Genomic DNA, 22,116 nt, shown 5'->3' with positions numbered 1-22,116 from the left:
CGGTTCGGACCGGGTTACTGGACCGAGAACTTCTGGACCGGGGCGAACAGGACAACCTGCTGGGCCTTGCCCTGAGCAACGCTGATGGCGCGCTGGACATCCTGGACATAGCTGCCCGGAAGGGCGACCCACTCACCGGTTGCGCGGTCGTAGCGGGCGGCTTTGCCGGCTGGCGTCAGGTAAACGAGGGAGACACGGCCATAGAGGAACATGTCGACCGTCGTCGGGTTACCGTCGATGGTGATCTCTTCCTGCCAGGTGTCGATCGTGCGGCCGTATTCCATCTCGGCCTGGTAGGCCTCCATGATCAGTCGGTACTGCTCGGACGCGGTGACGTTCGGGCTGGCCATGACACCGTCGAGGGCCTCAAGACGCATCGTGCGCTCTTCCATCTTGAACGGAAGGTCAGCGGCCACGAAAAGCTTGAGGTCTTCGATCATGCCAAGGAGCATCGGGACGGTCTGGGCAGTGATGTCGTCGATCGAGCCCAGCTGTTCGGTGAGCGAGGCGATCTCTTCGCGCTGGCTCTGGACAACCAGTTCCTGCTGTTTGGCAAACAGCTCGGCAGCATCGCGGCGCTGCAGGAGGGTGCGGTATTCGCGGACCATGTCGGAGCGTTGATCATCCAGCTGGTTGATCTGGTCCTGGACCTGCTCTGCCCTCCGGGTCGCCTGCTCGCCCGTGTTCAGCGCATCGCGGAATTGTGCCTGGGCTGGGATTGCCAGCCCGGCAATAAGCGCTGCAGCGATCACGCTGCGGGCGGGTGAAAGAAATTTCTTCATGAGGTCAGCCTCTCAACTCTCCAAACGGTGACGCGCCCTCAAGGGCGCGCAAATCCTGGTTACGGGCGGTCCTGCTTGCGAGGCCGTCCCGATGTGTACCGGCTCGCACACACTGAGCCGAAAGTTGACCCGGAAGTGGAATGGGAGAATTCACCCAATCACCTCCCCTGCTTGAAAACGGGGCGCTGTCCGCCCTCTGTTTTGTCATGATGATCCAGCGGCATTCTGCTGCAGATCGCCGAAAGCCCTTAGCGGTGAACCATAACGGTAACAATCCTCTAATTTCGGATCAATCAGGCTTTACGATTCCTTCAGAAAATATCCTGACTGCCCTTTTTCGCAACCGGCCCAGCGCAGTGCCGGTCCGGTGCAACACAAAGCACCCCTTCCCTCCTCTAGCGATCCATCATGACAGGATTACGTCCGCAGACATGTCAGTGCGGACAATTGGGGCAATGTTGCCGCTTTCCTTGGCAGCGCTTTGCGCGCGCGTCAGGTGGCACGGCCAAACGCGCTGACGCGCGGCCGGACTGACGCAGAAAATACAGGACAGGAGACAAGGTGGCTGGGGTGCTAGGATTCGAACCTAGGGTGGCGGTACCAAAAACCGCTGCCTTACCACTTGGCGACACCCCAACAGTGGAAGCGCCAGATAGCCAACCTTTATTGCGCTGGCAACACCCGCTGCCAGCGTTTTGCACACGGATTTCACCAGAAGGCCTGCGACAGGGACCCGCAGTACAGCAGGCCTTTACATTTTATCGATTATCAACAATATCGATCCGAACTACGTCCAGCGCATCCTGCGCGCCACATTATGGAAGGCCTCCTGGAAATGAAAACCTTTCTGCTGTCCATGGCAGGTGCCTTTGCGGCGATGATCCTTTTCATCGTCCTGGGCTTCTTTTTCCTGTTCACCCTGATCGGCATAGCGGCGGGCGCAAAGCCCCCTCATCCGGACAATATCGTCCTCACCCTTGACCTGAATGCCGGCTATCCCGACCAGGCGCCGTCAAGCGGCTTTGCCGCCCTCTCCGGCACGCCGGGCTTCATCGACCTTCTGATCAAGCTGAAAGACGCCGAGACGGACGACGCGGTGAAAGGCCTCTTTATTCGCGGCGCCGATTTCGGCTTCGGCACCACCCGCGCCGAAGAGCTGCGCGAAGCCCTCAAGAGCTTCCAGGCTTCGGGCAAGTTCGTGATCGCCCATTCGCAGGGCATGTTCGGCGCCAGCGGCCCTTCGGCCTTCCACTCCATCTCTGCCGCCGATGAAATCTGGATGCAGCCGGGCACCGACCTGATGGTCACCGGCGTGACCTTCGAGACCGAGTTCCTCAAGGGCCTGTTCGAGAAGATCGATCTGGAACCACAGATCTATCCCTTCTACGAATACAAGAACGCCCCCAACTCTTATAATGAGGCGGGCTACACCGAGCCCCACCGTGAAGCCATGGTCGCCCTCGCCAACTCGATCTGGGCAACCGCTCTCGACGAGATCGCCGAAGACCGCGGCACCTCGGCCGGGCAGCTGCGCACGGTTCTGGAAAGCGGCCCCAAGCCCGCGGAAACCGCGCTGGAGCTGAAACTGGTCGACAAGCTCGGCTGGCCGGAAGAGGCCGAAGAGGCCGCCAAGGAACGCGCCGGCGGCGATGATGCCGAGATGATTGACCTCGGCATGTATGTTTCGCCTGCCAAGTATGACAGCAAAGCCCCGCTGATCGCGGTGATCGGCGGCGAAGGCCCCATCGTCACCGGCGGCTCTGCAGGTGGATCGCCCTTCTCCGACCCGCCGGCCTTTGCCTCTGACATGATTGCCCGCGCCATTCTGGATGCGGCCGAGGACGAAGACGTGAAAGCCATCGTGTTCCGCGTCGAAAGCCCCGGAGGCTCGCCGACCGCCTCTGACCAGATCTGGCGCGCCGTCGAGCGCGCCCAGGAAGCGGGCAAGCCGGTCGTCGTCTCCATGGGGAGCCTGGCAGCTTCCGGGCGGATACTATGTCTCGACCGGCGCTGACGCGATCCTCGCCAACCGCGCAACGCTCACCGGTTCGATCGGCATCTTCGGCGGCAAGTTCGCCCTGGACGGCACGTTCAACAAGGTCGGCGTGACCTTTGACACCGTGACGGTGGGCGGCGACTTTGCCTCTGCCTGGGGCACGCAGGCCTTCACCGAAACCCAGGAAGCCGAGGTGCGTGACATGCTCAAGCGCGGTTATGACCGGTTCCTTGCCCATGTGGGCGAAGGCCGCAGCATGACCTATGACCAGGTGCATGAAGTGGCCCGCGGCCGCGTGTGGACCGGGGAAGATGCGCTCGAGCAAGGCCTTGTCGACGAGATCGGCACATTCATGGACGCCATCGAGAAAGCCAAGGAACTGGCCAGCATCGAAGCCGACGTGAAACCGCGCCTCGCCTTCTACCCCTATCGCAAGTCGGGCTTTGAAGCCCTTGAGGACCTGTTCGGCGTCTCCGCCGAGACCGCCCGCGCCGCCGCCGTGATCAGCTCGATCGCCGGCGACGAGCGGACACGGGTCCTGCTTGAGGAACTGGCGACGGCCGAAGCGATGAACTCCGGACAAGTCATGGCGATCGGCCCCCGCATCCGCGAGCGCTGATCCTCACTGATGTTTGACCTGCCGCAACACCCTCGCCTGACCGGTGGGGGTGTTGCACTTTCAGGGGACCTGCTAGCTAGCAGGTCCCCGCAGCGGCGCGAGACCGGACCAACATGAAAATCCTTGTAACCGGCGCCGCCGGGTTCATCGGGAGCGAAATGGCGCTGAGGCTTCTCAAGGAAGGCCACAGCGTGACCGGGGTCGACTGTTTCACGCCGTATTACGACCCGCAGCTGAAGGAAGACCGCACCGCGCGCCTCGCCGCATTCGACGGCTTTGACCTGGAGCGCATCCGCATCGAGGACAGCGAGGCAATGGAGGCCGTGTTCCGGCGGGACGCGCCCGAGATGGTGCTCCACTTCGCCGCGCAGGCGGGCGTGCGCTACAGCCTCGACCATCCGCGCGACTATATCGACGCCAACATCGTCGGCTCGTTCAATGTGATTGATCTTGCGCGCCGTTATGGCACGCGCCACCTCGTGCTGGCCTCGACGAGCTCTGCCTATGGCGCCAACCAGAAATTCCCCTTCGAGGAGCGCGACTCCGCGCCCTACCCGCTGACCATCTATGCAGCGACAAAACTGGCGAGCGAACTGATCGCGCACAGCCATTCCCACCTCTATGGCGTGCCGACCACGGCGCTGCGCTTTTTCAGCGTGTATGGACCCTGGGGCCGGCCGGACATGGCCTTCTTCCTGTTCACCGACAAGATCTTCAAGGGCCAGCCGATCGACGTGTTCAATCACGGCGACCTCTTGCGCGACTTTACCTATATCGACGACCTGGTCGAGGCCATTCGCCGGCTGATGGATCATCCGCCGGAGGTGGGCGACCATCTGATCCGCGGGGATTCCCTCTCACCGGTGGCGCCCTACCGGCTCGTGAATATCGGCCATGCCAGCCCCGTGCGCCTGATGGACTATATCGAGGCCATCGAGGACGCCATTGGCCGCAAGGCCGAGAAGAACATGATCGACATGCAGCCGGGCGACGTGAAGCAGACCTTTGCCGATGTGCGCCTGCTGGAAGCCCTGACCGGGTATACGCCGGACACCGATTACCGGGACGGCATTGCGCGCTTCGTCGACTGGTATCGCGATTATTTCAAGCCGGCCTGAAGGCCCGCCTTTTCCGCCATCGTCTGAAAATCTTCCGGCACGGGCGCCTCGAGCGTCAGCGTGCCGCCGTCAGGATGGGGCACCTCCAGCCGGGCGGCATGCAGCATGACGCGGGCGCCGGTCGCCTGCCCTTCGCCATAGAGGCCGTCGCCGAGGATGGGGCAGCCGAGCGACATGAGATGCACGCGGATCTGGTGCATGCGGCCGGTTTCCGGGGAAATCTGTATCAGCGCGTGGTCGCCATTGCGGGCAAGGACATGCCAGCCGGTGCGCGCGGGCTGGGCGCCCTTGCGGCCCTCGCGGGCGAGGATCATGCGGGGGCGCCCGCCTTCCTCCACCTTCACAAGCGAGGCATCGATCACGCCATGCTCCGCAGGCGGAAGTTTTCCCTTCACGAGGGCGAGATAGGTTTTCTTCGCCTCGCGTCCGGCAAAGGCGGCCGAGAGGGAAGCGGCGGCGGGCTGGGTGCGCGCGGTGAGGATGACGCCGGAGGTGCCCTGGTCCAGCCGGTGGACAAGACGCGGGCGCTTGCCGTTGGACTTTGCAAAGGCCCAGAGGAGATCATCGAGGGACTGGCCGACGCTGCTGCCGCCTTGCGAGGCCATGCCGGAGGGCTTGTTGAACGCCAGAAGCACGGCGTCCTCATGGATCAGCAGGCTGCGCGCGAGGGCGACCGTTTCCGGGCTGAGCGCGGGGATGTCGCGGTTGCGGGTCATGCGCCGGTCTTCTTCTGGCGGAGGGCGGCGATTTCCCTCAGCCAGTCGGCGATCGGTTTTTCGCGGCCTGCGCCTTTGGGGGTGTAGTATTGCTGGCGGCCCATGGCGTCCGGGAAATAGTCCTGGCCCGAAACGCCTTCTTCCGTATCGTGATCATAGACATAGCCTGAGCCATAGCCCTGATCCTTCATCATCGGACGTGGGGGCATTGAGGATATGTTTGGGGGGCATCAGGCTGCCCGTCTCCGCAGCGGCGCGGCGGGCGGCCTTGTAGGCGACATAGGCAGCATTGGATTTGGGCGCGGTGGCGAGATGAATGACGGCATGGGCGAGCATCAGCTCGCCTTCGGGCGAGCCGAGGCGCTCATAGGACGCGGGCGGCCTCCCCGCAGATCATCAGGGCGGTGGGATCAGCCAGGCCAATGTCCTCACTCGCCATGCGGATGAGGCGGCGGGCGATGAAAAGCGGGTCTTCGCCTCCTTCCAGCATCCGGGCAAACCAGTAGAGGGCCGCGTCGGGATCGGATCCGCGCACGGATTTGTGCAGGGCGGAGATGAGGTTGTAGTGCTCCTCGCGGTCCTTGTCGTAAGCGGCGGCGCGTTTCTGCAGGCCGGTGGCAATTTCTTCCAGGCTCAGGAGGCCTGGCTCGCCGCGCATGGCATAGGCCTGTTCGACGAGGTTCAAGAGGTAGCGCCCGTCGCCGTCCGCCATGCGCAGGAGGGCTTCGCGGGCTTCCGGAACAGCCGGCAGGCGGCGGCCCATGGCTTTTTCCGCGCGCGTCATCAGCTCGCGCAGATCGGTGTCTTCGAGGCGCTTGAGCACCATCACCTGGCAGCGGGAGAGAAGCGCGCCGTTGAGCTCGAAGCTGGGGTTCTCGGTGGTGGCGCCAACCAGCGTGACCGTGCCGCTTTCCACGAAGGGGAGGAACCCGTCCTGCTGGGAGCGGTTGAAGCGGTGGATTTCGTCGACGAAGAGCAGCGTGCCCTTGCCGATGCGGCGGCGGGCCTCGGCCTTTTCAAAGGCGGCGCGCAGATCCTTGACGCCTGAGAAGATGGCCGAGAGGGCCTCAAATTCGAGATCGGTTTCCTGGGCGAGCAGCCGGGCAATCGTCGTCTTGCCGACGCCGGGCGGGCCCCAGAGGATCATCGAGACAAGGCGGCCATTGCGCAGCATCGCGCCGATGGGGCCGTCCGGACCGATCAGATGCCCCTGCCCGACGACGTCTGACAGCTTCTTCGGGCGCAGGCGGTCTGCCAGCGGACGGGGCGCGGTGTCTTCAAGGCCAGCGGCGGAAAAAAGATCGCTCATGGGGACTTCTAGGACTTTGGGCAGGGCATGGTAAGGTGGGGATTGGGAGGAAATATAAAATGACCCTGACTGTTACACCTTCTGACATGGCGTGTGGCGCGGAAGTTCGCGGGCTGGATCTGTCAAAGCCGGTCTCTGCGGACCTGGCAGCGCAGATCCGGGACATCTGGCTGAGGCATCAGGTGATCTGCTTTCCGGAGCAGACCCTCAGCGATGATGATCTCGAGCGCTTTACCCTCGCCTTCGGGCCGTTTGGCGACGATCCGTTCATTGCGCCGATCCCCGGGCGCAAACACATCATCGCGGTCAAGCGGGCAGCCGATGAAACCTCGCCGATCTTTGCCGAGAGCTGGCATTCGGACTGGAGCTTTCAGGCGCGCCCGCCGCAGGGCACCTGCCTTTATGGCATCACCATTCCCCCCATGGGCGGGGATACGCTGTTCGTGAACCAGTACAAGGCGCTGGCCGAGATGCCAGAGGATCTTCGCCGCCGGATCGAGGGGAAGAAGGCCATCCACTCGGCGAAGAATGCCTATTCGCCCAAGGGGATGTATGGCGCCGGCGACACGGGCCGCAGCATGGACATTCGCGCGTCTGACGAGGCCGAAGCGGCCAATACCCATCCGTTCATCCGTGTACATCCCGAGACGGGCCGCGAGAGCCTGTTTGGCTGCGCGGGCTATATCGTGGGCGTGGAAGGCATGGGCGAGCAGGAGGGATGGGATCTCGTGACGGAGGTTTATCGCTGGCAGACGCGGCCGGAGTTCCAGTACCGGCACCGCTGGGAAAAGGGCATGCTGCTGATGTGGGACAATCGTTGCACGCTGCACATGGCGACAGGCGGCTATGCGGGGCATGACCGGCTGCTGCACCGGACAACGATCGGCGCGGCTTAGGGCTTGCCGGGCTTGTGTGTTTTTTACTCAGCGCGCCTCACCCTATCCCTCCCCATGGTCATGGGAAGGGATAGGGTGGGGTGGCTATCGGCAGAACAGTAAGCGCTCGACGTTACCCGCTGAATGTGCCCGTCCGGGGGAAGCCCCTGGGCACGACCTTGCCGGCCTGGGCGCGTTGGCCTTTCCACTCTTTCCATTCCTCGAAGGCGCGGAAGCGGCCGCCCGTGACGACGATGAGGCCGTCGCGCCTGTCGAAGGTGATGAGGTCGGCGAGTTCTGCCCCGCCGCTGTAGGACTGGAGCTTGTTGCCCTTGCCGCGCGGCATTTCGGGCAGGTCTTTCAGCGGGAAGATCAGCATCTTCCGGTTGGTGCCGACGACCGCGATCATGTCGCCCAGGACGGGCACGCAGACATTGAGATGGCCCCCGCCGGTGTTGACGATCTGCTTGCCGGCCTTGCGGTTTGATTCAAGCTCCGCCTCCGGAACAACGAAGCCGTAGCCGGTAGAAGACGCCATCACGCGTTTGCGCTCCGGATCGAACCTGAACATGCCGACGATGGCGACATTGTCTTCCAGCTCGATTGAAATTCGGATCGGTTCGCCATGGCCCCGCCCGCCGGGGAGCTTGTCAGCCGAGAGCATGAAGGCACGCCCGTCCGATGACATGAAGACGAGCCGGTCTGTGCTCATCACTTCTTCGGTGAAGCTCGGGCCATCGCCTTCCTTGAACTTGATCGTATCCGGATCAAGGCCATGGCCCTTCATGCCGCGGATCCAGCCCTGCGCCGAAAGGACGACCGTGACGGGCTCTTTCGGGCGGGAGGCTTCCAGCGCTGCAGCAAGGTCAACCGTGGGGGCCTCTTCGAAGGTGGCGCGGCGGCGGCCGAGCGCGGTGGAGGGATCAAACTCGTCGCGGGCGGCTTTCAGTTCCTTCGACACGCGCGTCCACTGGCGGCGGACCGAGCCGATGAGCTGGACGAGTTCGTCGCGCTCTTCCTGCAGCCTGGTATGCTCGCCCTGGATTTCCATCTCTTCGAGCTTGCGCAGCGCGCGCAGGCGGAGATTGAGGATCGCTTCGGCCTGGATGTCGGACAGTTTGAACCGCTTCATCAGGACGGGCTTGGGCTCGTCCTCGGTGCGGATGATGCGGATCACTTCATCGATGTTGAGATAGGCTTTGAGGAAGCCCTCGAGGATGTGCAGACGCTTCTCGATCTTGTCGAGGCGGAACTCGGCCCGGCGTACGACGACTTCGCGGCGGTGATCGAGATAGGCCTGGAGCACATCGCGCAGGCCCATGACCTGGGGCGCGCCCTTGTGCAGCACGTTCATGTTCATGGAGAAGCGCGTTTCAAGATCGCAGGTCTTGAACAGGCTTTCCATCAGCACATCGGGCTCGACCGTCTTGGCGCGCGGCACGAGAACGAGGCGGACATCCTCGGCGGACTCGTCGCGCACGTCTTCCAGGAGAGGGACCTTCTTGGCTTCCAGCAGCTCGGAGAGTTTCTCCAGGAGGCGGGATTTCTGGACCTGATACGGGATCTCGGTGACGATGATCTGGTAGGTGCCCCGGCCGGTATCCTCGACATGCCAGCGGGCGCGCATGCGGAAGGCGCCCCGGCCGGTCTCATAGGCCTCCAGCATCGAGGCGCGATCCTCGACGATGACGCCGCCGGTCGGAAAGTCCGGACCCTGAACGAATTGCATCAGCTCTTCGGTCGTCGCCTTGGGCTTCTCGATCAGGAAACGGGCTGCGTCGATCACTTCGGCAACGTTGTGGGGCGGAATGGAGGTGGCCATGCCGACGGCGATGCCGGTGGCGCCATTGGCGAGGAGATTGGGGAAACCGGCGGGGAGGACGACGGGTTCCTCGTCATTCTCGGCATAGTTGGGGCGGAAATCGACGGCGTTCTCGTCGAGCCCTTCCATCAAGCAGCTCGGCGCCGCGCGTCATGCGCGCTTCGGTGTAGCGATAGGCGGCGGCGCTGTCGCCGTCGATATTCCCGAAGTTTCCCTGGCCATCGACGAGGGGATAACGGACGTTGAAATCCTGGGCGAGGCGGACGAGCGTGTCATAGATCGAGCTGTCGCCATGGGGGTGGTAGTTACCCATGACGTCGCCGACGATCTTGGCGCATTTGCGATAGCCGCCTTCCGGATCGAGCCGCAGGACGCGCATGCCGTAAAGGATGCGGCGCTGGACGGGCTTGAGCCCGTCGCGGACATCGGGCAGCGCGCGGGACGTGATCGTGGAGAGCGCATAGGCGAGGTAGCGCTTGGAGAGCGCCTCGCTCATCGGCTCGTTGATGATCCGGTCCTCTGGGGGCTCGGTGGTGCGTTTGGACATTCTGGCCTCTTTGCAGGTCTCGCCACATTCTGGTGCGGGTTTGCGGGTCAGGGTGCCCCGACTCGCTGGAAACAGCGCAGGTTAACAGAAACCTGCGTTTGGTTAAGGAACATCAAAGGCCGCTGCTGCAGATATGCGTGGAATCAGCATTCTCCTGACATATGCCTTTCTTCTGGCAGCCCTTGCCGTGATCATCGTGCGCGCCCTGCCCGCACGGCATAACCCGTTTGCGCCGATTGACCTGGCGGCGAGGCCGGGCGTGGCCACCCCGATGCAGCTGGCGCGGCTGAAAGGCAACCGGGAGGCCTGTTTCAAGGCGCTGGACCAGGCGGGCGTGCTGTATACGCCTTTGCAAGACGAGCTTCGCGGGGAAAAATGCGGCCTGTTTGATGCCCTGACGCTGGACCGGACGCTGACGCCCTATTCGGCGACGCTGCAGATGACCTGCGCGCAGACGGCGGCAGCCTATATGTGGGAGCGGCATGTGGTGCGCCCGGCGGCTGTGGAAATCTTTGACGCGCCGGTCACGCGGATCGAGACCTATGGCAGTTTCTCCTGCCGCAACATTGCCGGCTCGCGGCGGCTTTCCCAGCATGCGTTTGGCAATGCGCTCGATGTCTCCGGCTTCCGGCTGGAGGACGGGCGGGTAATTGATGTGGAGGCCCATTGGGGCAAGCGCGGCAAGGAAGGCAAGTTCCTGAAGCACGCGCATGAGGGGGCGTGTGGTCTTTTCTCGGTGACGCTGGGGCCGGACTACAACGCGGCGCATGCCGACCATTTCCACATGGATATGGGGACGGGCGGGATCTGCCGGTGATCTGACCGGAACAGCCGGGAGGGCGCGCCTCCCGGCTTTCGGTTCTGGCAGCTTGCGCCGGTCAGCGACCCTTGCAGCGATACCCGTCGCGGCTCACTTCGGCGACATTGCCGGGACCGCCGCAGACGCTCACGGCGAGGTCGGTATTCTCCTGCACCTTGGCGGACTTTGCGGAATGGTCGGATACGGAGATGCAGCCCGTGAGGGCGAGGGTGAGCGCGGCGCTGGCGGCGATCAGGATCGGTTTCATGTCATCAGCCTTCTTGTGTTGATCAATATCAACTCCCCGCCCCTATACTTTACGCGGCCGGGTGAATACTGGCTGAATGAGCGAGGTTCAGGCTGGGCGGGCGATCCGCCGGAGGAGGCGTTCGCGCTCGGGCGGCAGGCCGCGATGGACCGAGGCGAAGAGGCGGTTTTCGATGAAATGGCCGGTAAGGCGCAGGCCGGCGGCGATGTCGCCGGGCAGGATGTCGGCGCGCGTATCGACGAGGAACCCTGGCAGGGCGAACAATCGGTCGACATATTGCTCGGCTTCGGAGCCGCGCACCGCCCGGCCGGTGCGCGGGGAGACATGGGTGAGGCCGTCATTGGCGCCGCTGACGGCGCACTCGTCGAGATCGAGCCCGAAGCCCAGCGCAGAGAGAAGGCCGAGTTCCCAGCGCACATAAATCGCGGGCCAGACATCTGGATGGACAAGCTCATCGAGAAGGACGGTGGTAGCCTCGTAGAGGCTGGAGCCTGCAGCGTCGCCTTCGTTCAGGCCCCCGCGCAGGAGGGAGGTGATGGCCGAGAGCGCGGCGAGCGCGGCAGGATCGTCCAACAGGCGGGCAGCGCGGTCTTTCCGGGCTTCGGCAACATCGAAACGGCCAAGCTGGTCATCGAGGCGTCCGGTCCAGCTCAGCGCGATGGTGTTGCCAGCCTCGAACTGGGCCCGCTTGCGGCGGGAGGCGCCGCCATAGACGAGACCGGAGCGGCGGCCCTTCTCACGGGTCAGCACATCGAGGATCAGGCCGCCTTCCCCGAAGCGGCGCCCTCCCAGCACTATTCCGTCATCGGACCAGTTCATGAACCCTCAGACATCAAACTCCAGGCCGATGCCCTGATAGCGCTCGCGCTTTTCCTGCCAGCGTTCGTCGACCTTGACGAAGAGGAAGAGGTGGACCGGGCGGTCGAGCATGGCGGTGAGATCAAGGCGCGCCTGGCGGCCGATTTCCTTGATCAGGCTGCCGCCCTTGCCAAGCACCATGGCCTTGTGGCCATCGCGGCCGACAATGACGACCTGCTGGATACGGACAGACCCGTCAGCACGCTCTTCCCAGGCTTCGGTATCGACCATCAGCTGGTAGGGCAGCTCCTGGTGCAGGCGGAGCATGAGCTTTTCGCGCGTCACTTCCGCCGCCAGCAGGCGCATCGGCAGATCGGCGATCTGGTCTGGCGGATAGAGCGCGGGGCCTTCAGGCATGCGGGCTGCGATGGCGGCTTCGAGCGTGTCGACGCCTTCCCCGTTTTCCGCAGAGATCAGGAAGATCTCATCATAGACGCCCGCTTCATTCAGCGCCGCGATGACGGGCAGGACCTGATCATGCGGGAAAAGGTCGATCTTGTTGAGGGCGAGGAAAGCGCGCTTGCCCGCTTCCTTGAGCTGTTCGATGACGCGGCGGTCGTCTTCCAGGGAGTGGCGCTGGCCAGCGCTGGTGCGGCCGGCCTGTTCGGCGACCCAGGCCGAAGCGTCGACCAGATGCACGACGCAATCTGCCTCATCGGCCCCGCCCCAGGCGGCCTTGACCATGGCGCGGTCCAGACGGCGCTTGGCGGCAAAGATGCCGGGCGTGTCGACGATGACGATCTGCGTGTCGCCCACCTGCGCGACGCCGCGCACGGGGAAGCGGGTCGTCTGCACCTTGTGAGTGACGATGGCGACCTTGGCCCCGACGAGGCGGTTGGTGAGCGTCGACTTGCCGGCGTTCGGCGCGCCGATGACGGCACAAAAGCCTGCGCGGCGGATTTCTGTTTCGGTCATTCTGTTCCTGTCAGTGTCGTGAGCATCAGTGCGGCAGCATGACGCTCCGCCTCGCGCTTTGATGATCCTGTCGCGGCAGCCTTGCCGGCGGGAAGGCGGACTTCCACCTCGTAAACGGGTGCGTGATCTGGGCCCGATCGGCCGGTGATGACATATTCCGGGAGCGGATGGCCCTGCCCCTGCGCCCATTCCTGAAGGAGGGTCTTGGGGTCCTTGGTTTCAGCCGGCGCGTTCTCGAACTGGGGCGCCCATGCCCGCTCGACGAACTTGCGCGCGGCGCTGAGACCGCCTTCCAGATAGATCGCCGCGATGATCGCCTCGCAGGCATCCCCCAGGGTCGATTCCCGGTCGCGGCCGCCGGCGGCGATTTCGCTGTCGGACAGAAGGATGAAACGCTGCAGGCCCAGATGGCGCATGGCCTCTGCGCAGGCGCCCTTCTTGACCAGCCGGTTGAGACGCGGGGCAAGATCGCCTTCACTGTCGGACTGGCGCCGCTCGATCAGGCGCTCTGCGATCAGCAGGTTCAACACCCGGTCTCCGAGAAATTCGAGACGCTGGTTGGAGAGTTTCACCGTATCGCCCGAAGGCGGGATAGCGCTCGGATGGGTCAGTGCGCGCTCAAGACTTGCGGCATCCTTGAACTTGAAACCGATCAGCTCCTGCGCTTCTTTCAGCGCGTCAGGCTGCAGCGAAGGCCGGACAGCCTTCACCGCGGCGCGCTGGCGCGTGCGTTTGGGACGGGCGGGCTTCATGATGTCTCGATCATGGGGAGCGCTTCGATGATCACCTGCGCCTCGGCCCAGGGGTGATCATCGGTGAGCGTTAGATGTATCACGGCGCGGTAGCCCGGCGGAGTGAGCTTTGCGAGTCTCGCGGCCGCGCCGCCGGAGAGCTCAAAGCCGGGTTTTCCGGAAGGAAGATTGATGACACCGAGATGTTTCCAGTGGACGCCCGCGCGTGGCACGCCCGTGCCCAGCGCCTTGGCCATCGCCTCCTTGGCGGCAAAGCGTTTGGCATAGGTTTCCGCCACGCGGCGGCGGCCGCGCGCCTTGGCGATTTCATGAGGCGTAAACACGCGCTGCTCGAAGCGCTCGCCATAGCGATCGAGCGAGCGCTGGATGCGCTCTATATTGCACAGATCATTGCCGAGGCCGATGATCATCGCCGCGCCTCATCCATGCGGCGGCGCATTTCGCGGATGGCGGCGTTGAGGCCGATGAAGATGGCCTCACCGATGAGGAAGTGGCCGATATTGAGCTCGGCAATTTCGGCGATGGCTGCGATCGGACCGACATTTTCGAAGGTGAGGCCATGGCCGGCATGGGGCTCGATGCCCCGGCGGCGGGCATCGGCGGCGGCGAGTTTCAGACGTTCGAGCTCAGGCGCAGCGGCCTCTGCCCCGCCCTCGATCCAGAGCTCGGCATATCGGCCGGTGTGCAGCTCGACGACGGGCGCTTTTAGCACTTCGGCCACAGCAATCTGGACCGGGTCAGGCTCGATGAACAGGGAGACGCGCGCACCAACTTCATTCAGGCGGCTGACGATAGGGGCAATCTGGTTGTGCAAACCGGCGACATTGAGGCCCCCTTCGGTGGTGCGTTCCTCGCGCCGCTCGGGCACGATGCAGGCGGCATGGGGGCGGAAACGGACGGCGATTTCCGTCATCTCGTCGGTGGCCGCCATTTCCAGATTGATCGGCAGGTGGGTGGCGGCGCGGATGGCTTCAAGGTCGCCGTCACGGATGTGGCGGCGGTCTTCGCGCAGGTGAATGGTGATGCCGTCTGCGCCCGCAGCGGCGGCTATTTCAGCCGCGCGCATGGGGTCGGGATGGGCGCCACCGCGCGCGTTGCGGATGGTTGCCACATGATCAATATTGACCCCGAGGCGGAGACGGCCGGTCATCAGGCAAGGCCCCGCGAACCGGGCTTGATGGCTTCCAGTTTCTGAAGCTCCGGAGGCAGATCATCGGGCGAATAGTCCGGAAAATTCACCTGGGCGAGCGAGATCAGTTTGCAGCCGACATCGGCGCGCCCGCCCGAGCGGTCGATGATACAGGCGCCGCCGACGACTTCGCCGGGAAGTTTGGCCAGCGCCTCGACGGTTTCGCGGAAAGAGAGACCGGTTGTCACGATGTCTTCGGCGATCAGGACCCGCTCGCCGGCCGCAATGGAGAAGCCGCGGCGGAACTGGAGCTGGCCGTCCACGCGCTCGGCAAAGATGGCGCGCGCGCCGAGGTGACGCGCAAGCTCATAGCCCGGAATGATGCCGCCGACCGCCGGGCCGGCCACCACATCAATCTTGCCGAAATCTGCCGTCAGCCTGGCGGCGAGCGCCTTGCAGAGCTTCTCCGACAGGTCCGGCCGCGAGAAGACGAGCGCCTTCTGCAGGAAGACCGGGCTGCGCCGTCCGGAGGAGAGGATGAAATGCCCCTCCAGCAATGCGCCCGCCTCTTTGAACACGGCGAGCACGTCTTCACTGGTCATATTGTCCCTCCTGATCGCGTATGGCCCGGTCTACCACGGCCAGAGACCGCAGTGCCGCTAGGATTTGCGTCATACGCTTCAGGTCTTCAACCTCAATATCCATAACGAGTTCGATGAAATCGGGATGCCGGGAGGCTGTGGAAATCCCGATGATGTTGCCATTGGATTCGGCCACCGCCGCGCAGAGCTTGGCCAGAACGCCGCGCTGGTTGGAAGCGTTGACGCGGATGCGCGTAACGGCGACGGCGTCTGTGCGGGCAAGCTCGGTCCATTTCAGGTCGTGCCAGAGCTCGGGCCGGTCGTCATATTCGGCAAGGCGCGGGCAGCTGGAAACATGAACCATCAGGCCCTTGTCCGGCACCTGAACCCCGATGATGCGGTCGCCCGGGAGCGGGTGGCAGCAGGTGGCCAGGTGCAGCGTCACGCCGGGGGTGAGCGTTCGGCCCTCGACGAAGAGGGGCACATGGTCGGCGTCGATGATGGTCTTGGCCGCGTCATCGGTACGCTCGGGCTGGTAGCCGGGGAAGACGGTCTGGACGAGGGTGGAGGTCTTGAACCGGCCCCGGCCGATCGCTTCGCGCATGTCGTCCAGCGTTTTGAAGCCGAACTTCTGCGCGACATCCATCAGCATGACGTCGACCGGGTCGGCCCCGGCGCGGCGCAGGGCCTGGTTGATGAGGCCTTCGCCAAGGCGGCGGAATTCGGCGATCTCGCGCTCGCGCTCGAGCCGGCGCAGGGCAGACTTGGCGCGGCCGGTATGGGTGAGCATTTCCCAGCCCCGGATGGGCTCGGGCGTCTTGCCCCGGATGATGTCGACCACGTCGCCATTCTTGAGCGGGCGGCGGAGGGATTTCTCCTCACCATTGATCCGGGCCCCGATGGTTGTGTCACCCACGGCGGAGTGGACGGCATAGGCAAAGTCCAGCGGCATGGCGCCGGCCGGCAGGATGATCAGCTTGCCCTTGGGCGTGAAGGTAAAGACGTGCTCGCGGTACATCTCGAGCTTGGCATGCTCGAGGAATTCGCCGGGCTCTGCCCCGTCACGCAGAAGCTCTGCAAAGGCTTTGAGGTTGGCTTCCGGATCAAGGCCGGCGGCGCGCGCGGAGTCTGCGTCAAAGCCGTAAGCGCGGTTCTTGTAGCCCCAATGGGCGGCCACACCGAGCTCGGCGGTGAGGTCCATCGTCTCTGTACGGACCTGCAGCTCTACGCGGCGATTACCCGACGCCCGCACGGTGGTGTGGAGGCTGGCATAGCCATTGGGCTTGGGCACGGAGATGAAGTCGCGGAAGCGTTCGGGAATACAGGCCCAATGCGTGTGCAGGACGCCCAGCACGCGGTAGCAGTCGGTCACATCCGGGACGATGATGCGGAAAGCAAAGAGGTCAGCCACATCGCGGAAGGAAATCGATTTACGCTCAAGCTTGCGCCACAGCGAATAGGGCTGTTTGCGGCGGCCCTTGATGCGGCAGCGTATGCCTGCCTCGCTGAGGATGCGCGTCAGGTCGGCGCGGATCCGTCCGAGGTCGTTCTTGTTCTCGCGCTCCAGCTCTTCGAGCCGGTAGATGATGGCGCGACGGGCCTCGGGGTTGAGCTCCTTGAACGCAAGGTCGTCCATCCGCGCGGCCATGTCATAGAGGCCGATGCGGCGCGCCAGCGGCGCGTAGATGTCCATGGTTTCGCGCGCCGTCCGCTGGCGGCTTTCCAGCTTCTTGCGGAAATGCAGCGTCTCCATGTTGTGCATGCGGTCGGCCAGCTTGACGAGCAGCACGCGCAGGTCGCCGGTCATGGCGAGGATGAACTTCTGGAAGTTCTCGGCCTGCGCGGTTTCCCTGGAGGTGAAATCCAGCTTGTCGAGCTTGGTGACGCCGTCGACGAGTTCGGCCACATGCGGACCGAAGCGGACTTCGATGTCGCCGATGTCGATCTCTGTATCCTCGACCACGTCGTGCAGGAGGCCGGCGACGATGGTGACTTCGTCGAGCTTCACGTCGGCCAGGAGGCTGGCGACCTGAACGGGGTGGGAATAGTAGGCCTCGCCCGAGTCGCGGGACTGTTCACCGTGATGCTTCTTGGCGAAATCATAGGCGAGGCCGAGGAGTTCAGACCGCACGCGCGGGTGATAAGCGCGGACCTTGGCGATCAGCTCTTCGCGGGAGAGGAAATGCGGGAGTTCAGACGCAGCATCGCCGGCAGGGGCCGGTTTGCCAGCCCCTGTGCCAGCCCCTTTTTCCGGTCCGGAAAGGGCGCTGCCGTCCATTGAGTCTCCTAGAGCCGGTCGTCGCGCCCGGATTCGAGCTCTGCCTGATAGGCACGCAGAACATCTTCTTCGGTGGCGGCAGGAGCTGCCTGCAGGGCGACGCGGTCGGCTTCGCGCTCATTCTCTTCGCCCGGACGGATGTCCTGGAGGTTGGAGATAAGGGCTTCCTTGACGACTTTCAGGTCGACCGAGGTTTCAGCGATCTCACGCAGGGAAACGACCGGATCCTTGTCATTGTCCCGGTCCACGGTCAGCGGCGATCCTTCACGGATCATGCGGGCGCGGTGGGCTGCGAGCAGAACGAGCTCGAAGCGGTTGGGAACCTTCTGGATGCAGTCTTCTACGGTAACGCGGGCCATGCGGGGTATTCTCCTGAAGAACCGCCCTTTATATGCGCTGCAGCACGCCACGGCAAGCCGTCCTTGCAGACTCTGCAAGGGACCGGTATTCCGGAACGTAAACGCGCCTGGGCATGAATTTGGCCCCTCCCTATTGGAAGAAAAGGATAAAGCCAATGGCTTTTTACAAGGATGAGCGCCTGGCGCTTTTCATTGACGGGGCCAATCTTTATTCCGCCGCCCGGTCTGTCGGGCTGGAGATCGATTTCCGGAAACTGCTGAAGGAGTTCCAGTCGCGAGGCCGGCTGGTGCGCGCGAGCTATTACACCGCGCTGGTGGAGAGCGATGAATACAGCCCCATCCGGCCGCTGGTGGACTGGCTGGCCTATAACGGTTTCAACGTCGTGAAGAAGCCGGCGCGCGAGTTTGTGGACCGCGAAGGGCGCAAGCGCGTGCGCGGGAACATGGATGTGGAGCTTGCCGTCGATATGCTCGAAGCGGCGGCTTACTGCGACCATATCGTTCTGTTCAGCGGCAATGGCGACTTCCGCAGGCTGGTGGAAGCGGTGAAGGCCAAGGGCGTGCGCGTGTCGGTCGTCTCGACAATGAACGCGACCCCGCCGATGATTTCAGACGACCTGCGCCGGGAAGCCGACACCTTCATCGAACTGACCGATCTGGGCGACCTCGTTGCCCGCCCCCGCCGCGACATGAGCGACGCTCCGCCGCTTGATCAGGACGATTGAGGGCGGCGTCACAGACCAAGTCACCCGGATTTATCCGGCCAACTGAGTGTCAGGATTGGAAACTTGCGAGCCCGGAGGCTCAGCGGCGCATGGTGAAGGTGATCCCTGCGAAGTCCTCAGTGTCCGAGAGGCTGCGGTTGCGGTCGCTGAACTTCATTTCGCGGCGGATATAGCTGAGCGAAAGCTCGCCCCCTGCCCGCTGGATCGAGAGACCTGCCTGAAGGTCGCCAACAGTGACCTGGTCGGTCATCTGGACGTCCAGCACATCGCCGATCGACGGCAGGCTGCCATCATTGTCCCAGACGAGGGCTTCCCCGTCCGCGCCGAGGAACAGATACCAGCCTTCCGGCTGGCCGCTCTGGTTGACGATATTGAGACCCTGACCGAGACGGACTTCACCGCCGAAACGCTGGCTCGACAGGTCGCCCTGGTCGCGGATGGCGACGCGCGGAGCAAGCCCGACATCAAAGGCAAGGCCGGTGCGGTCTGCAGGCGCGGCGATGGAGACCCCGATCGACACGTCCTGGATAACTTCAATGGGCTGGCCCGCGCGGCGCGCGGAGAGCTGGGCAGCGACGCGCGCGAGCGCGGGGCTTCCACTCCAGCCGAGATTGGTATCGACAACTGACATGCCCGTGACGCCCGAACCTGTCAGGCTGAAAGCCGGCGGCGGGCCTGCAACAGCCACAACGGAAATTGGCGCGCCCTGCGAGGCGAGCTGCGTGATGGCCTGCGCCCCCGTGGTGGCGGCGAGCGAGGCGGATGCTTCTGCCGAAGGGGTGTTCAGCGCGCCGTTGCCCATAAGGCCGGGAACTGCGAGCGTCATGCCGAGGGAGGGCTCGGCAGCTGGCTCATACCGGGCGACATTCATGGCATCGCCGGAGACACAGCCCTGGCAGGCCAGTGATGCAAGACCTGTTGCAAACGCAATCATCATAAGTCTGACGCCTCTCAAGGTAGCTCCTCGCGACATAATGTCTAACGAAGGTCTCCCTTATCAGTTCCAATATCATGAAGAGAAAACCGGCCCAACCCGGATTCCGCCCCGAAGAGATTAACAGACGGCCATTGCGCTCCGTTCTGTAGAAACCGCTACAGGTTCCAGATTCTAAAAATTTTTTTGACAAACCTGCCCCTGCGATACGGGGTCGGAATTGATTAACACGTTGAGAAAATTGACGAAAAGCTGGCCAAACAGCTGTTTACTTCGCGCAGCAAAAAGGGCGCCAGCCAGAATCAGCCAGCGCCCTTTGATGGAATGCACTCAAGTCAGGCAGCCAGCCTTATTGGCAGGCAAGGCACTCGTCATAGTCGGTGCTCTCGACTTCGAGCTTCTCGACTTCCGCTCTCTCAGACCCGGCAAAGGCCGCGCGCTGGACCGATTTGGAGCGGCAATAATAGAGCGATTTCAGGCCGCGCTCCCATGCCGTCCAATGGAGCATGTGGAGGTCCCACTTGTTGATGTCGCCCGGCAGGAAGAGGTTCAGCGACTGCGACTGACAGATGAACGGCGTGCGGTCGGCCGCCAGCTCGATGATCCAGCGCTGGTCGAGCTCGAAGGCGGTCTTGAAGACATCCTTCTCCTGCGCGTCAAGGCAATCAAGATGCTGGACCGAGCCTTCATGCTCGAGGATCGAATTCCAGATCTCGTCAGAGTTCAGGCCTTTCGATTCGAGCAGGGTCTCCAGCTGCTGGTTCTTCACCGTGAAGGAGCCCGAGAGGGTCTTGTGGGTGTAGACGTTGGCCGGGATGGGCTCGATGCCAGCCGAGGTGCCGCCGCAGATGATCGAGATCGACGCGGTGGGGGCAACGGCGAGCTTGTTGGAGAAGCGGGCCATCATGCCGACATCGCGGGCATCTTCACAGGGGCCGCGTTCCTTGGCAAGTTTCACCGAGGCTGCATCCGCGCCCTGACGGATGTGCTTGAATATCTTGAGGTTCAGCGCCTTGGCGGTCGCGCTTTCCAGCGAGACGTTCATTGCCTGCAGGAAGGAGTGGAAGCCCATGACGCCGAGACCGACAGAGCGCTCGCGCTTGGCCGAATAGACGGCGCGGGCCATTTCCGGCGGGGCGCGCTGGATGAAGTCTTCCAGGACGTTATCGAGGAAGCGGAAGACGTCCTCCAGGAACATCGGCTCCTTCGACCATTCCAGGAAGGTCTCGGCATTGACCGAAGAAAGGCAGCAGACAGCCGTCCGGTCGATGCCGCGATGGTCGACGCCGGTCGGCAGGGTAATTTCCGAGCAGAGGTTCGACTGGGTAACCTTGAGGCCAAGCCGTTTCTGGTGGGCGGGCATGGCATTGTTCACCGTATCGGTAAACAGGAGGTAGGGCTCTCCGGTCTGCATGCGCAGTTCGAGGATCTTCTGCCAGAGTTTGCGGGCGTTGACGTATTTAAGAACCTCGCCCGATTTCGGGCTGATCAGGCCGAAGTCTTCATCACTGCGGACAGCTTCCATGAAGCCGTCGGTGATGTTGATGCCGTGATGGAGGTTCAGCGATTTACGGTTGAAGTCGCCCGAGGCTTTGCGGATTTCGAGGAACTCCTCAATTTCCGGGTGGTGCACATCAAGATAGCAGGCAGCCGAGCCGCGGCGCAGCGAGCCCTGGCTGATCGCGAGGGTGAGGGAGTCCATCACGCGGATGAAGGGGATGATGCCGGAGGTCTGCCCGTTCTGGCCGACCTTTTCGCCAATCGATCGGACATTGCCCCAATATGTGCCGATGCCGCCGCCATTGGAGGCGAGCCAGACATTCTCGGTCCAGGTCTCGACGATGTCGTCCAGCGAATCGCCGACCTGGTTGAGGAAGCAGGAAATCGGCAGGCCGCGATCGGCCCCGCCATTGGAGAGCACAGGCGTCGCCGGCATGAACCAGAGGCGCGAGATATAGTCATAGATACGCTGGGCATGGTCGGCATCATCCGCAAAGGCGGTGGCGACGCGGGCAAACATGTCCTGATACGACTCGCCCGGAAGCAGGTAGCGGTCGTCGAGCGTCTTCTTGCCAAAATCGGTCAGCAACGCGTCGCGCGACGGGTCGGTCACAACCTGGTTGACCGGCACGAGCGCCACTTTCGCGCCCCCACCAGCTTTCGGCTTGCCTTTGCGGGCGGCTTCACTGGCGACGGATTTAGCGTTGGTTGCCGACATGGCCACCCTCCTCGATGTTCCTGCGGATATAGGGATATCGCGGGAGTTAAACCAGATGTGGTCTCACTCCTTTGCCCCGACACAAGATATAGTGTCGGAAGGTTAATTTCCGGTCAACGGTCAATTCGCAAATCCGTCAAGAAGACCGTGGAAATCCGGTAAACAAACGCTTAACCGGGCGCCCCTGTTCCAGTGAATACGGGCGATTCAAAGGGAGTGTAGCGTCTTATGGTGCAGGCGTGAAAGAGGCTCATTTGATGAATTTTCCCGCCCCGGCGAACGCTTGCCGGAGGCTGGCCGCCTCTGGCGCTGGTGTGGGGCACCGCATCTCAACAGAATCGCCCCGCGCTTGTGACGCAGATTCGGGATTCGCGAATGAGGGGAGTGGGTGGAGACAGGCAAACGACCCGGACTGAAGCTCGTTAGGGCTGCTCGGTTCCCCGCCTGACCCGATTGGCGAGCGGCCCGTCCGCCGCCTGCCTCCGAGGGCTATATGCGTGAGCAGGCCCCGAATCG

General features: G+C 63.3%; 19 protein-coding genes, 1 tRNA gene, 1 other RNA gene and 2 pseudogenes. 6 read left to right on the top strand and 17 right to left on the bottom strand.

Annotation, left to right across the window (positions count from 1 at the left end; genetic code table 11):
* Nucleotides 1–14 precede the first annotated feature (14 nt).
* On the bottom strand, nt 15–782 hold the full coding sequence (locus KG722_RS08370; protein ID WP_213271284.1) for a DUF3450 domain-containing protein: 768 nt from the start codon (nt 780–782) through the stop codon (nt 15–17).
* Nucleotides 783–1,344: 562 nt separating this feature from the next.
* Nucleotides 1,345–1,418, bottom strand: a tRNA-Gln gene (locus tag KG722_RS08365).
* Nucleotides 1,419–1,617: 199 nt separating this feature from the next.
* Here KG722_RS08365 and KG722_RS08360 point away from each other — a divergent pair.
* From KG722_RS08360 to KG722_RS08350, 3 genes are all read left to right on the top strand, one after another.
* On the top strand, nt 1,618–2,796 hold the full coding sequence (locus KG722_RS08360) for a S49 family peptidase (RefSeq protein ID WP_213271283.1): 1,179 nt from the start codon (nt 1,618–1,620) through the stop codon (nt 2,794–2,796).
* The gene (locus KG722_RS08355) at nt 2,684–3,397 is read left to right on the top strand and encodes a S49 family peptidase (RefSeq protein ID WP_213271599.1); all 714 of its coding nucleotides are present in this window, start codon (nt 2,684–2,686) and stop codon (nt 3,395–3,397) included. The genes KG722_RS08360 and KG722_RS08355 overlap by 113 nt, the downstream gene beginning before the upstream one ends.
* A 113-nt stretch (nt 3,398–3,510) precedes the next feature.
* Nucleotides 3,511–4,515 (top strand): NAD-dependent epimerase/dehydratase family protein, encoded by a 1,005-nt coding sequence (locus KG722_RS08350; protein WP_213271282.1) that lies wholly within the window; start codon nt 3,511–3,513, stop codon nt 4,513–4,515.
* On the opposite strand, the gene KG722_RS08345 is transcribed toward KG722_RS08350, so the two are convergent.
* Nucleotides 4,497–5,231, bottom strand: a complete 735-nt coding sequence (locus tag KG722_RS08345) for an RluA family pseudouridine synthase (protein WP_213271281.1) — start codon at nt 5,229–5,231, stop codon at nt 4,497–4,499. The two genes, KG722_RS08350 and KG722_RS08345, sit on opposite strands and share 19 nt — an antisense overlap.
* Nucleotides 5,228–6,540 (bottom strand): annotated as a pseudogene (locus tag KG722_RS08340) (replication-associated recombination protein A). The gene KG722_RS08345 and the pseudogene KG722_RS08340 overlap by 4 nt, the downstream one beginning before the upstream one ends.
* Nucleotides 6,541–6,599: 59 nt before the next feature.
* Between KG722_RS08340 and KG722_RS08335 the strand changes: the two are divergent.
* Nucleotides 6,600–7,436, top strand: coding sequence for a TauD/TfdA family dioxygenase (locus KG722_RS08335; protein ID WP_213271280.1), 837 nt, complete (start codon nt 6,600–6,602; stop codon nt 7,434–7,436).
* 112 nt (nt 7,437–7,548) lie between these two features.
* On the opposite strand, the pseudogene parC reads toward KG722_RS08335, so the two are convergent.
* Nucleotides 7,549–9,784 (bottom strand): annotated as a pseudogene (gene parC / locus KG722_RS08330) (DNA topoisomerase IV subunit A).
* Between the two features lie 133 nt (nt 9,785–9,917).
* On the opposite strand from parC, the gene KG722_RS08325 reads away from it, so the two are divergent.
* Nucleotides 9,918–10,601, top strand: a complete 684-nt coding sequence (locus KG722_RS08325) for an extensin family protein (protein ID WP_213271279.1) — start codon at nt 9,918–9,920, stop codon at nt 10,599–10,601.
* A gap of 61 nt (nt 10,602–10,662) precedes the next feature.
* On the opposite strand, the gene KG722_RS08320 is transcribed toward KG722_RS08325, so the two are convergent.
* From KG722_RS08320 to rpoZ, 9 genes are all read right to left on the bottom strand, one after another.
* Nucleotides 10,663–10,851, bottom strand: a complete 189-nt coding sequence (locus KG722_RS08320; RefSeq protein ID WP_213271278.1) for a hypothetical protein — start codon at nt 10,849–10,851, stop codon at nt 10,663–10,665.
* Between the two features lie 87 nt (nt 10,852–10,938).
* Nucleotides 10,939–11,670, bottom strand: a complete 732-nt coding sequence (gene recO / locus KG722_RS08315) for a DNA repair protein RecO (RefSeq protein WP_213271277.1) — start codon at nt 11,668–11,670, stop codon at nt 10,939–10,941.
* Nucleotides 11,671–11,676: 6 nt separating this feature from the next.
* A complete protein-coding gene (era, locus tag KG722_RS08310; protein ID WP_213271276.1) occupies nt 11,677–12,624 on the bottom strand; it encodes a GTPase Era in 948 nt (315 codons plus the stop codon).
* Complete coding sequence (gene rnc, locus KG722_RS08305; protein WP_213271275.1) at nt 12,621–13,376, bottom strand: ribonuclease III; 756 nt, start codon at nt 13,374–13,376, stop codon at nt 12,621–12,623. The genes era and rnc overlap by 4 nt, the downstream gene beginning before the upstream one ends.
* Nucleotides 13,373–13,786, bottom strand: a complete 414-nt coding sequence (gene acpS, locus KG722_RS08300) for a holo-ACP synthase (protein ID WP_213271274.1) — start codon at nt 13,784–13,786, stop codon at nt 13,373–13,375. The genes rnc and acpS overlap by 4 nt, the downstream gene beginning before the upstream one ends.
* The gene (locus KG722_RS08295; RefSeq protein WP_213271273.1) at nt 13,783–14,526 is read right to left on the bottom strand and encodes a pyridoxine 5'-phosphate synthase; all 744 of its coding nucleotides are present in this window, start codon (nt 14,524–14,526) and stop codon (nt 13,783–13,785) included. Before KG722_RS08295 ends, acpS begins: the two co-directional genes overlap by 4 nt.
* Complete coding sequence (pyrE, locus tag KG722_RS08290) at nt 14,526–15,107, bottom strand: orotate phosphoribosyltransferase (RefSeq protein ID WP_213271272.1); 582 nt, start codon at nt 15,105–15,107, stop codon at nt 14,526–14,528. Before pyrE ends, KG722_RS08295 begins: the two co-directional genes overlap by 1 nt.
* Complete coding sequence (locus KG722_RS08285; RefSeq protein WP_213271271.1) at nt 15,097–17,364, bottom strand: bifunctional (p)ppGpp synthetase/guanosine-3',5'-bis(diphosphate) 3'-pyrophosphohydrolase; 2,268 nt, start codon at nt 17,362–17,364, stop codon at nt 15,097–15,099. Before KG722_RS08285 ends, pyrE begins: the two co-directional genes overlap by 11 nt.
* 8 nt (nt 17,365–17,372) lie before the next feature.
* Complete coding sequence (gene rpoZ, locus KG722_RS08280; protein WP_213271270.1) at nt 17,373–17,723, bottom strand: DNA-directed RNA polymerase subunit omega; 351 nt, start codon at nt 17,721–17,723, stop codon at nt 17,373–17,375.
* Between the two features lie 155 nt (nt 17,724–17,878).
* Between rpoZ and KG722_RS08275 the strand changes: the two genes are divergently transcribed.
* A complete protein-coding gene (locus KG722_RS08275; RefSeq protein ID WP_213271269.1) occupies nt 17,879–18,448 on the top strand; it encodes an NYN domain-containing protein in 570 nt (189 codons plus the stop codon).
* 79 nt (nt 18,449–18,527) lie between these two features.
* Here KG722_RS08275 and KG722_RS08270 read toward each other — a convergent pair whose 3' ends face one another.
* From KG722_RS08270 to ffs, 3 genes are all read right to left on the bottom strand, one after another.
* Entirely contained in the window at nt 18,528–19,385 is an 858-nt protein-coding gene (locus KG722_RS08270; protein WP_213271268.1) for a hypothetical protein, read from the bottom strand.
* A gap of 346 nt (nt 19,386–19,731) precedes the next feature.
* Nucleotides 19,732–21,600 carry a ribonucleoside-diphosphate reductase subunit alpha gene (locus KG722_RS08265; RefSeq protein ID WP_213271267.1) on the bottom strand — a complete coding sequence of 623 codons (1,869 nt, stop codon included), beginning with the start codon at nt 21,598–21,600 and terminating at the stop codon, nt 19,732–19,734.
* Between the two features lie 389 nt (nt 21,601–21,989).
* Nucleotides 21,990–22,082: signal recognition particle sRNA small type (gene ffs, locus KG722_RS08260), an RNA gene on the bottom strand.
* Nucleotides 22,083–22,116 lie beyond the last annotated feature (34 nt).

Origin of the sequence: Hyphomonas sp. (assembly GCF_018402285.1) — a bacterium.
Lineage (GTDB): Bacteria > Pseudomonadota > Alphaproteobacteria > Caulobacterales > Hyphomonadaceae > Hyphomonas.
The sequence above is the reverse complement of the archived record's forward strand: the minus strand, read 5'-3'. Positions and strand labels throughout refer to the sequence as shown.

Excerpts from the sequence above, each read along its gene's own strand:
- acpS (WP_213271274.1), bottom strand. The coding sequence starts at position 13,786 with ATGATCATCGGCCTCGGCAATGATCTGTGCAATATAGAGCGCATCCAG.
- KG722_RS08360 (WP_213271283.1), top strand. The coding sequence starts at position 1,618 with ATGAAAACCTTTCTGCTGTCCATGGCAGGTGCCTTTGCGGCGATGATC.
- recO (WP_213271277.1), bottom strand. The coding sequence starts at position 11,670 with ATGAACTGGTCCGATGACGGAATAGTGCTGGGAGGGCGCCGCTTCGGG.
- era (WP_213271276.1), bottom strand. The coding sequence starts at position 12,624 with ATGACCGAAACAGAAATCCGCCGCGCAGGCTTTTGTGCCGTCATCGGC.
- KG722_RS08270 (WP_213271268.1), bottom strand. The coding sequence starts at position 19,385 with ATGATGATTGCGTTTGCAACAGGTCTTGCATCACTGGCCTGCCAGGGC.
- KG722_RS08265 (WP_213271267.1), bottom strand. The coding sequence starts at position 21,600 with ATGTCGGCAACCAACGCTAAATCCGTCGCCAGTGAAGCCGCCCGCAAA.
- KG722_RS08335 (WP_213271280.1), top strand. The coding sequence starts at position 6,600 with ATGACCCTGACTGTTACACCTTCTGACATGGCGTGTGGCGCGGAAGTT.
- KG722_RS08295 (WP_213271273.1), bottom strand. The coding sequence starts at position 14,526 with ATGACCGGCCGTCTCCGCCTCGGGGTCAATATTGATCATGTGGCAACC.
- KG722_RS08275 (WP_213271269.1), top strand. The coding sequence starts at position 17,879 with ATGGCTTTTTACAAGGATGAGCGCCTGGCGCTTTTCATTGACGGGGCC.
- pyrE (WP_213271272.1), bottom strand. The coding sequence starts at position 15,107 with ATGACCAGTGAAGACGTGCTCGCCGTGTTCAAAGAGGCGGGCGCATTG.
- KG722_RS08285 (WP_213271271.1), bottom strand. The coding sequence starts at position 17,364 with ATGGACGGCAGCGCCCTTTCCGGACCGGAAAAAGGGGCTGGCACAGGG.
- KG722_RS08325 (WP_213271279.1), top strand. The coding sequence starts at position 9,918 with ATGCGTGGAATCAGCATTCTCCTGACATATGCCTTTCTTCTGGCAGCC.
- KG722_RS08320 (WP_213271278.1), bottom strand. The coding sequence starts at position 10,851 with ATGAAACCGATCCTGATCGCCGCCAGCGCCGCGCTCACCCTCGCCCTC.
- KG722_RS08350 (WP_213271282.1), top strand. The coding sequence starts at position 3,511 with ATGAAAATCCTTGTAACCGGCGCCGCCGGGTTCATCGGGAGCGAAATG.
- KG722_RS08370 (WP_213271284.1), bottom strand. The coding sequence starts at position 782 with ATGAAGAAATTTCTTTCACCCGCCCGCAGCGTGATCGCTGCAGCGCTT.
- rnc (WP_213271275.1), bottom strand. The coding sequence starts at position 13,376 with ATGAAGCCCGCCCGTCCCAAACGCACGCGCCAGCGCGCCGCGGTGAAG.
- rpoZ (WP_213271270.1), bottom strand. The coding sequence starts at position 17,723 with ATGGCCCGCGTTACCGTAGAAGACTGCATCCAGAAGGTTCCCAACCGC.
- KG722_RS08345 (WP_213271281.1), bottom strand. The coding sequence starts at position 5,231 with ATGACCCGCAACCGCGACATCCCCGCGCTCAGCCCGGAAACGGTCGCC.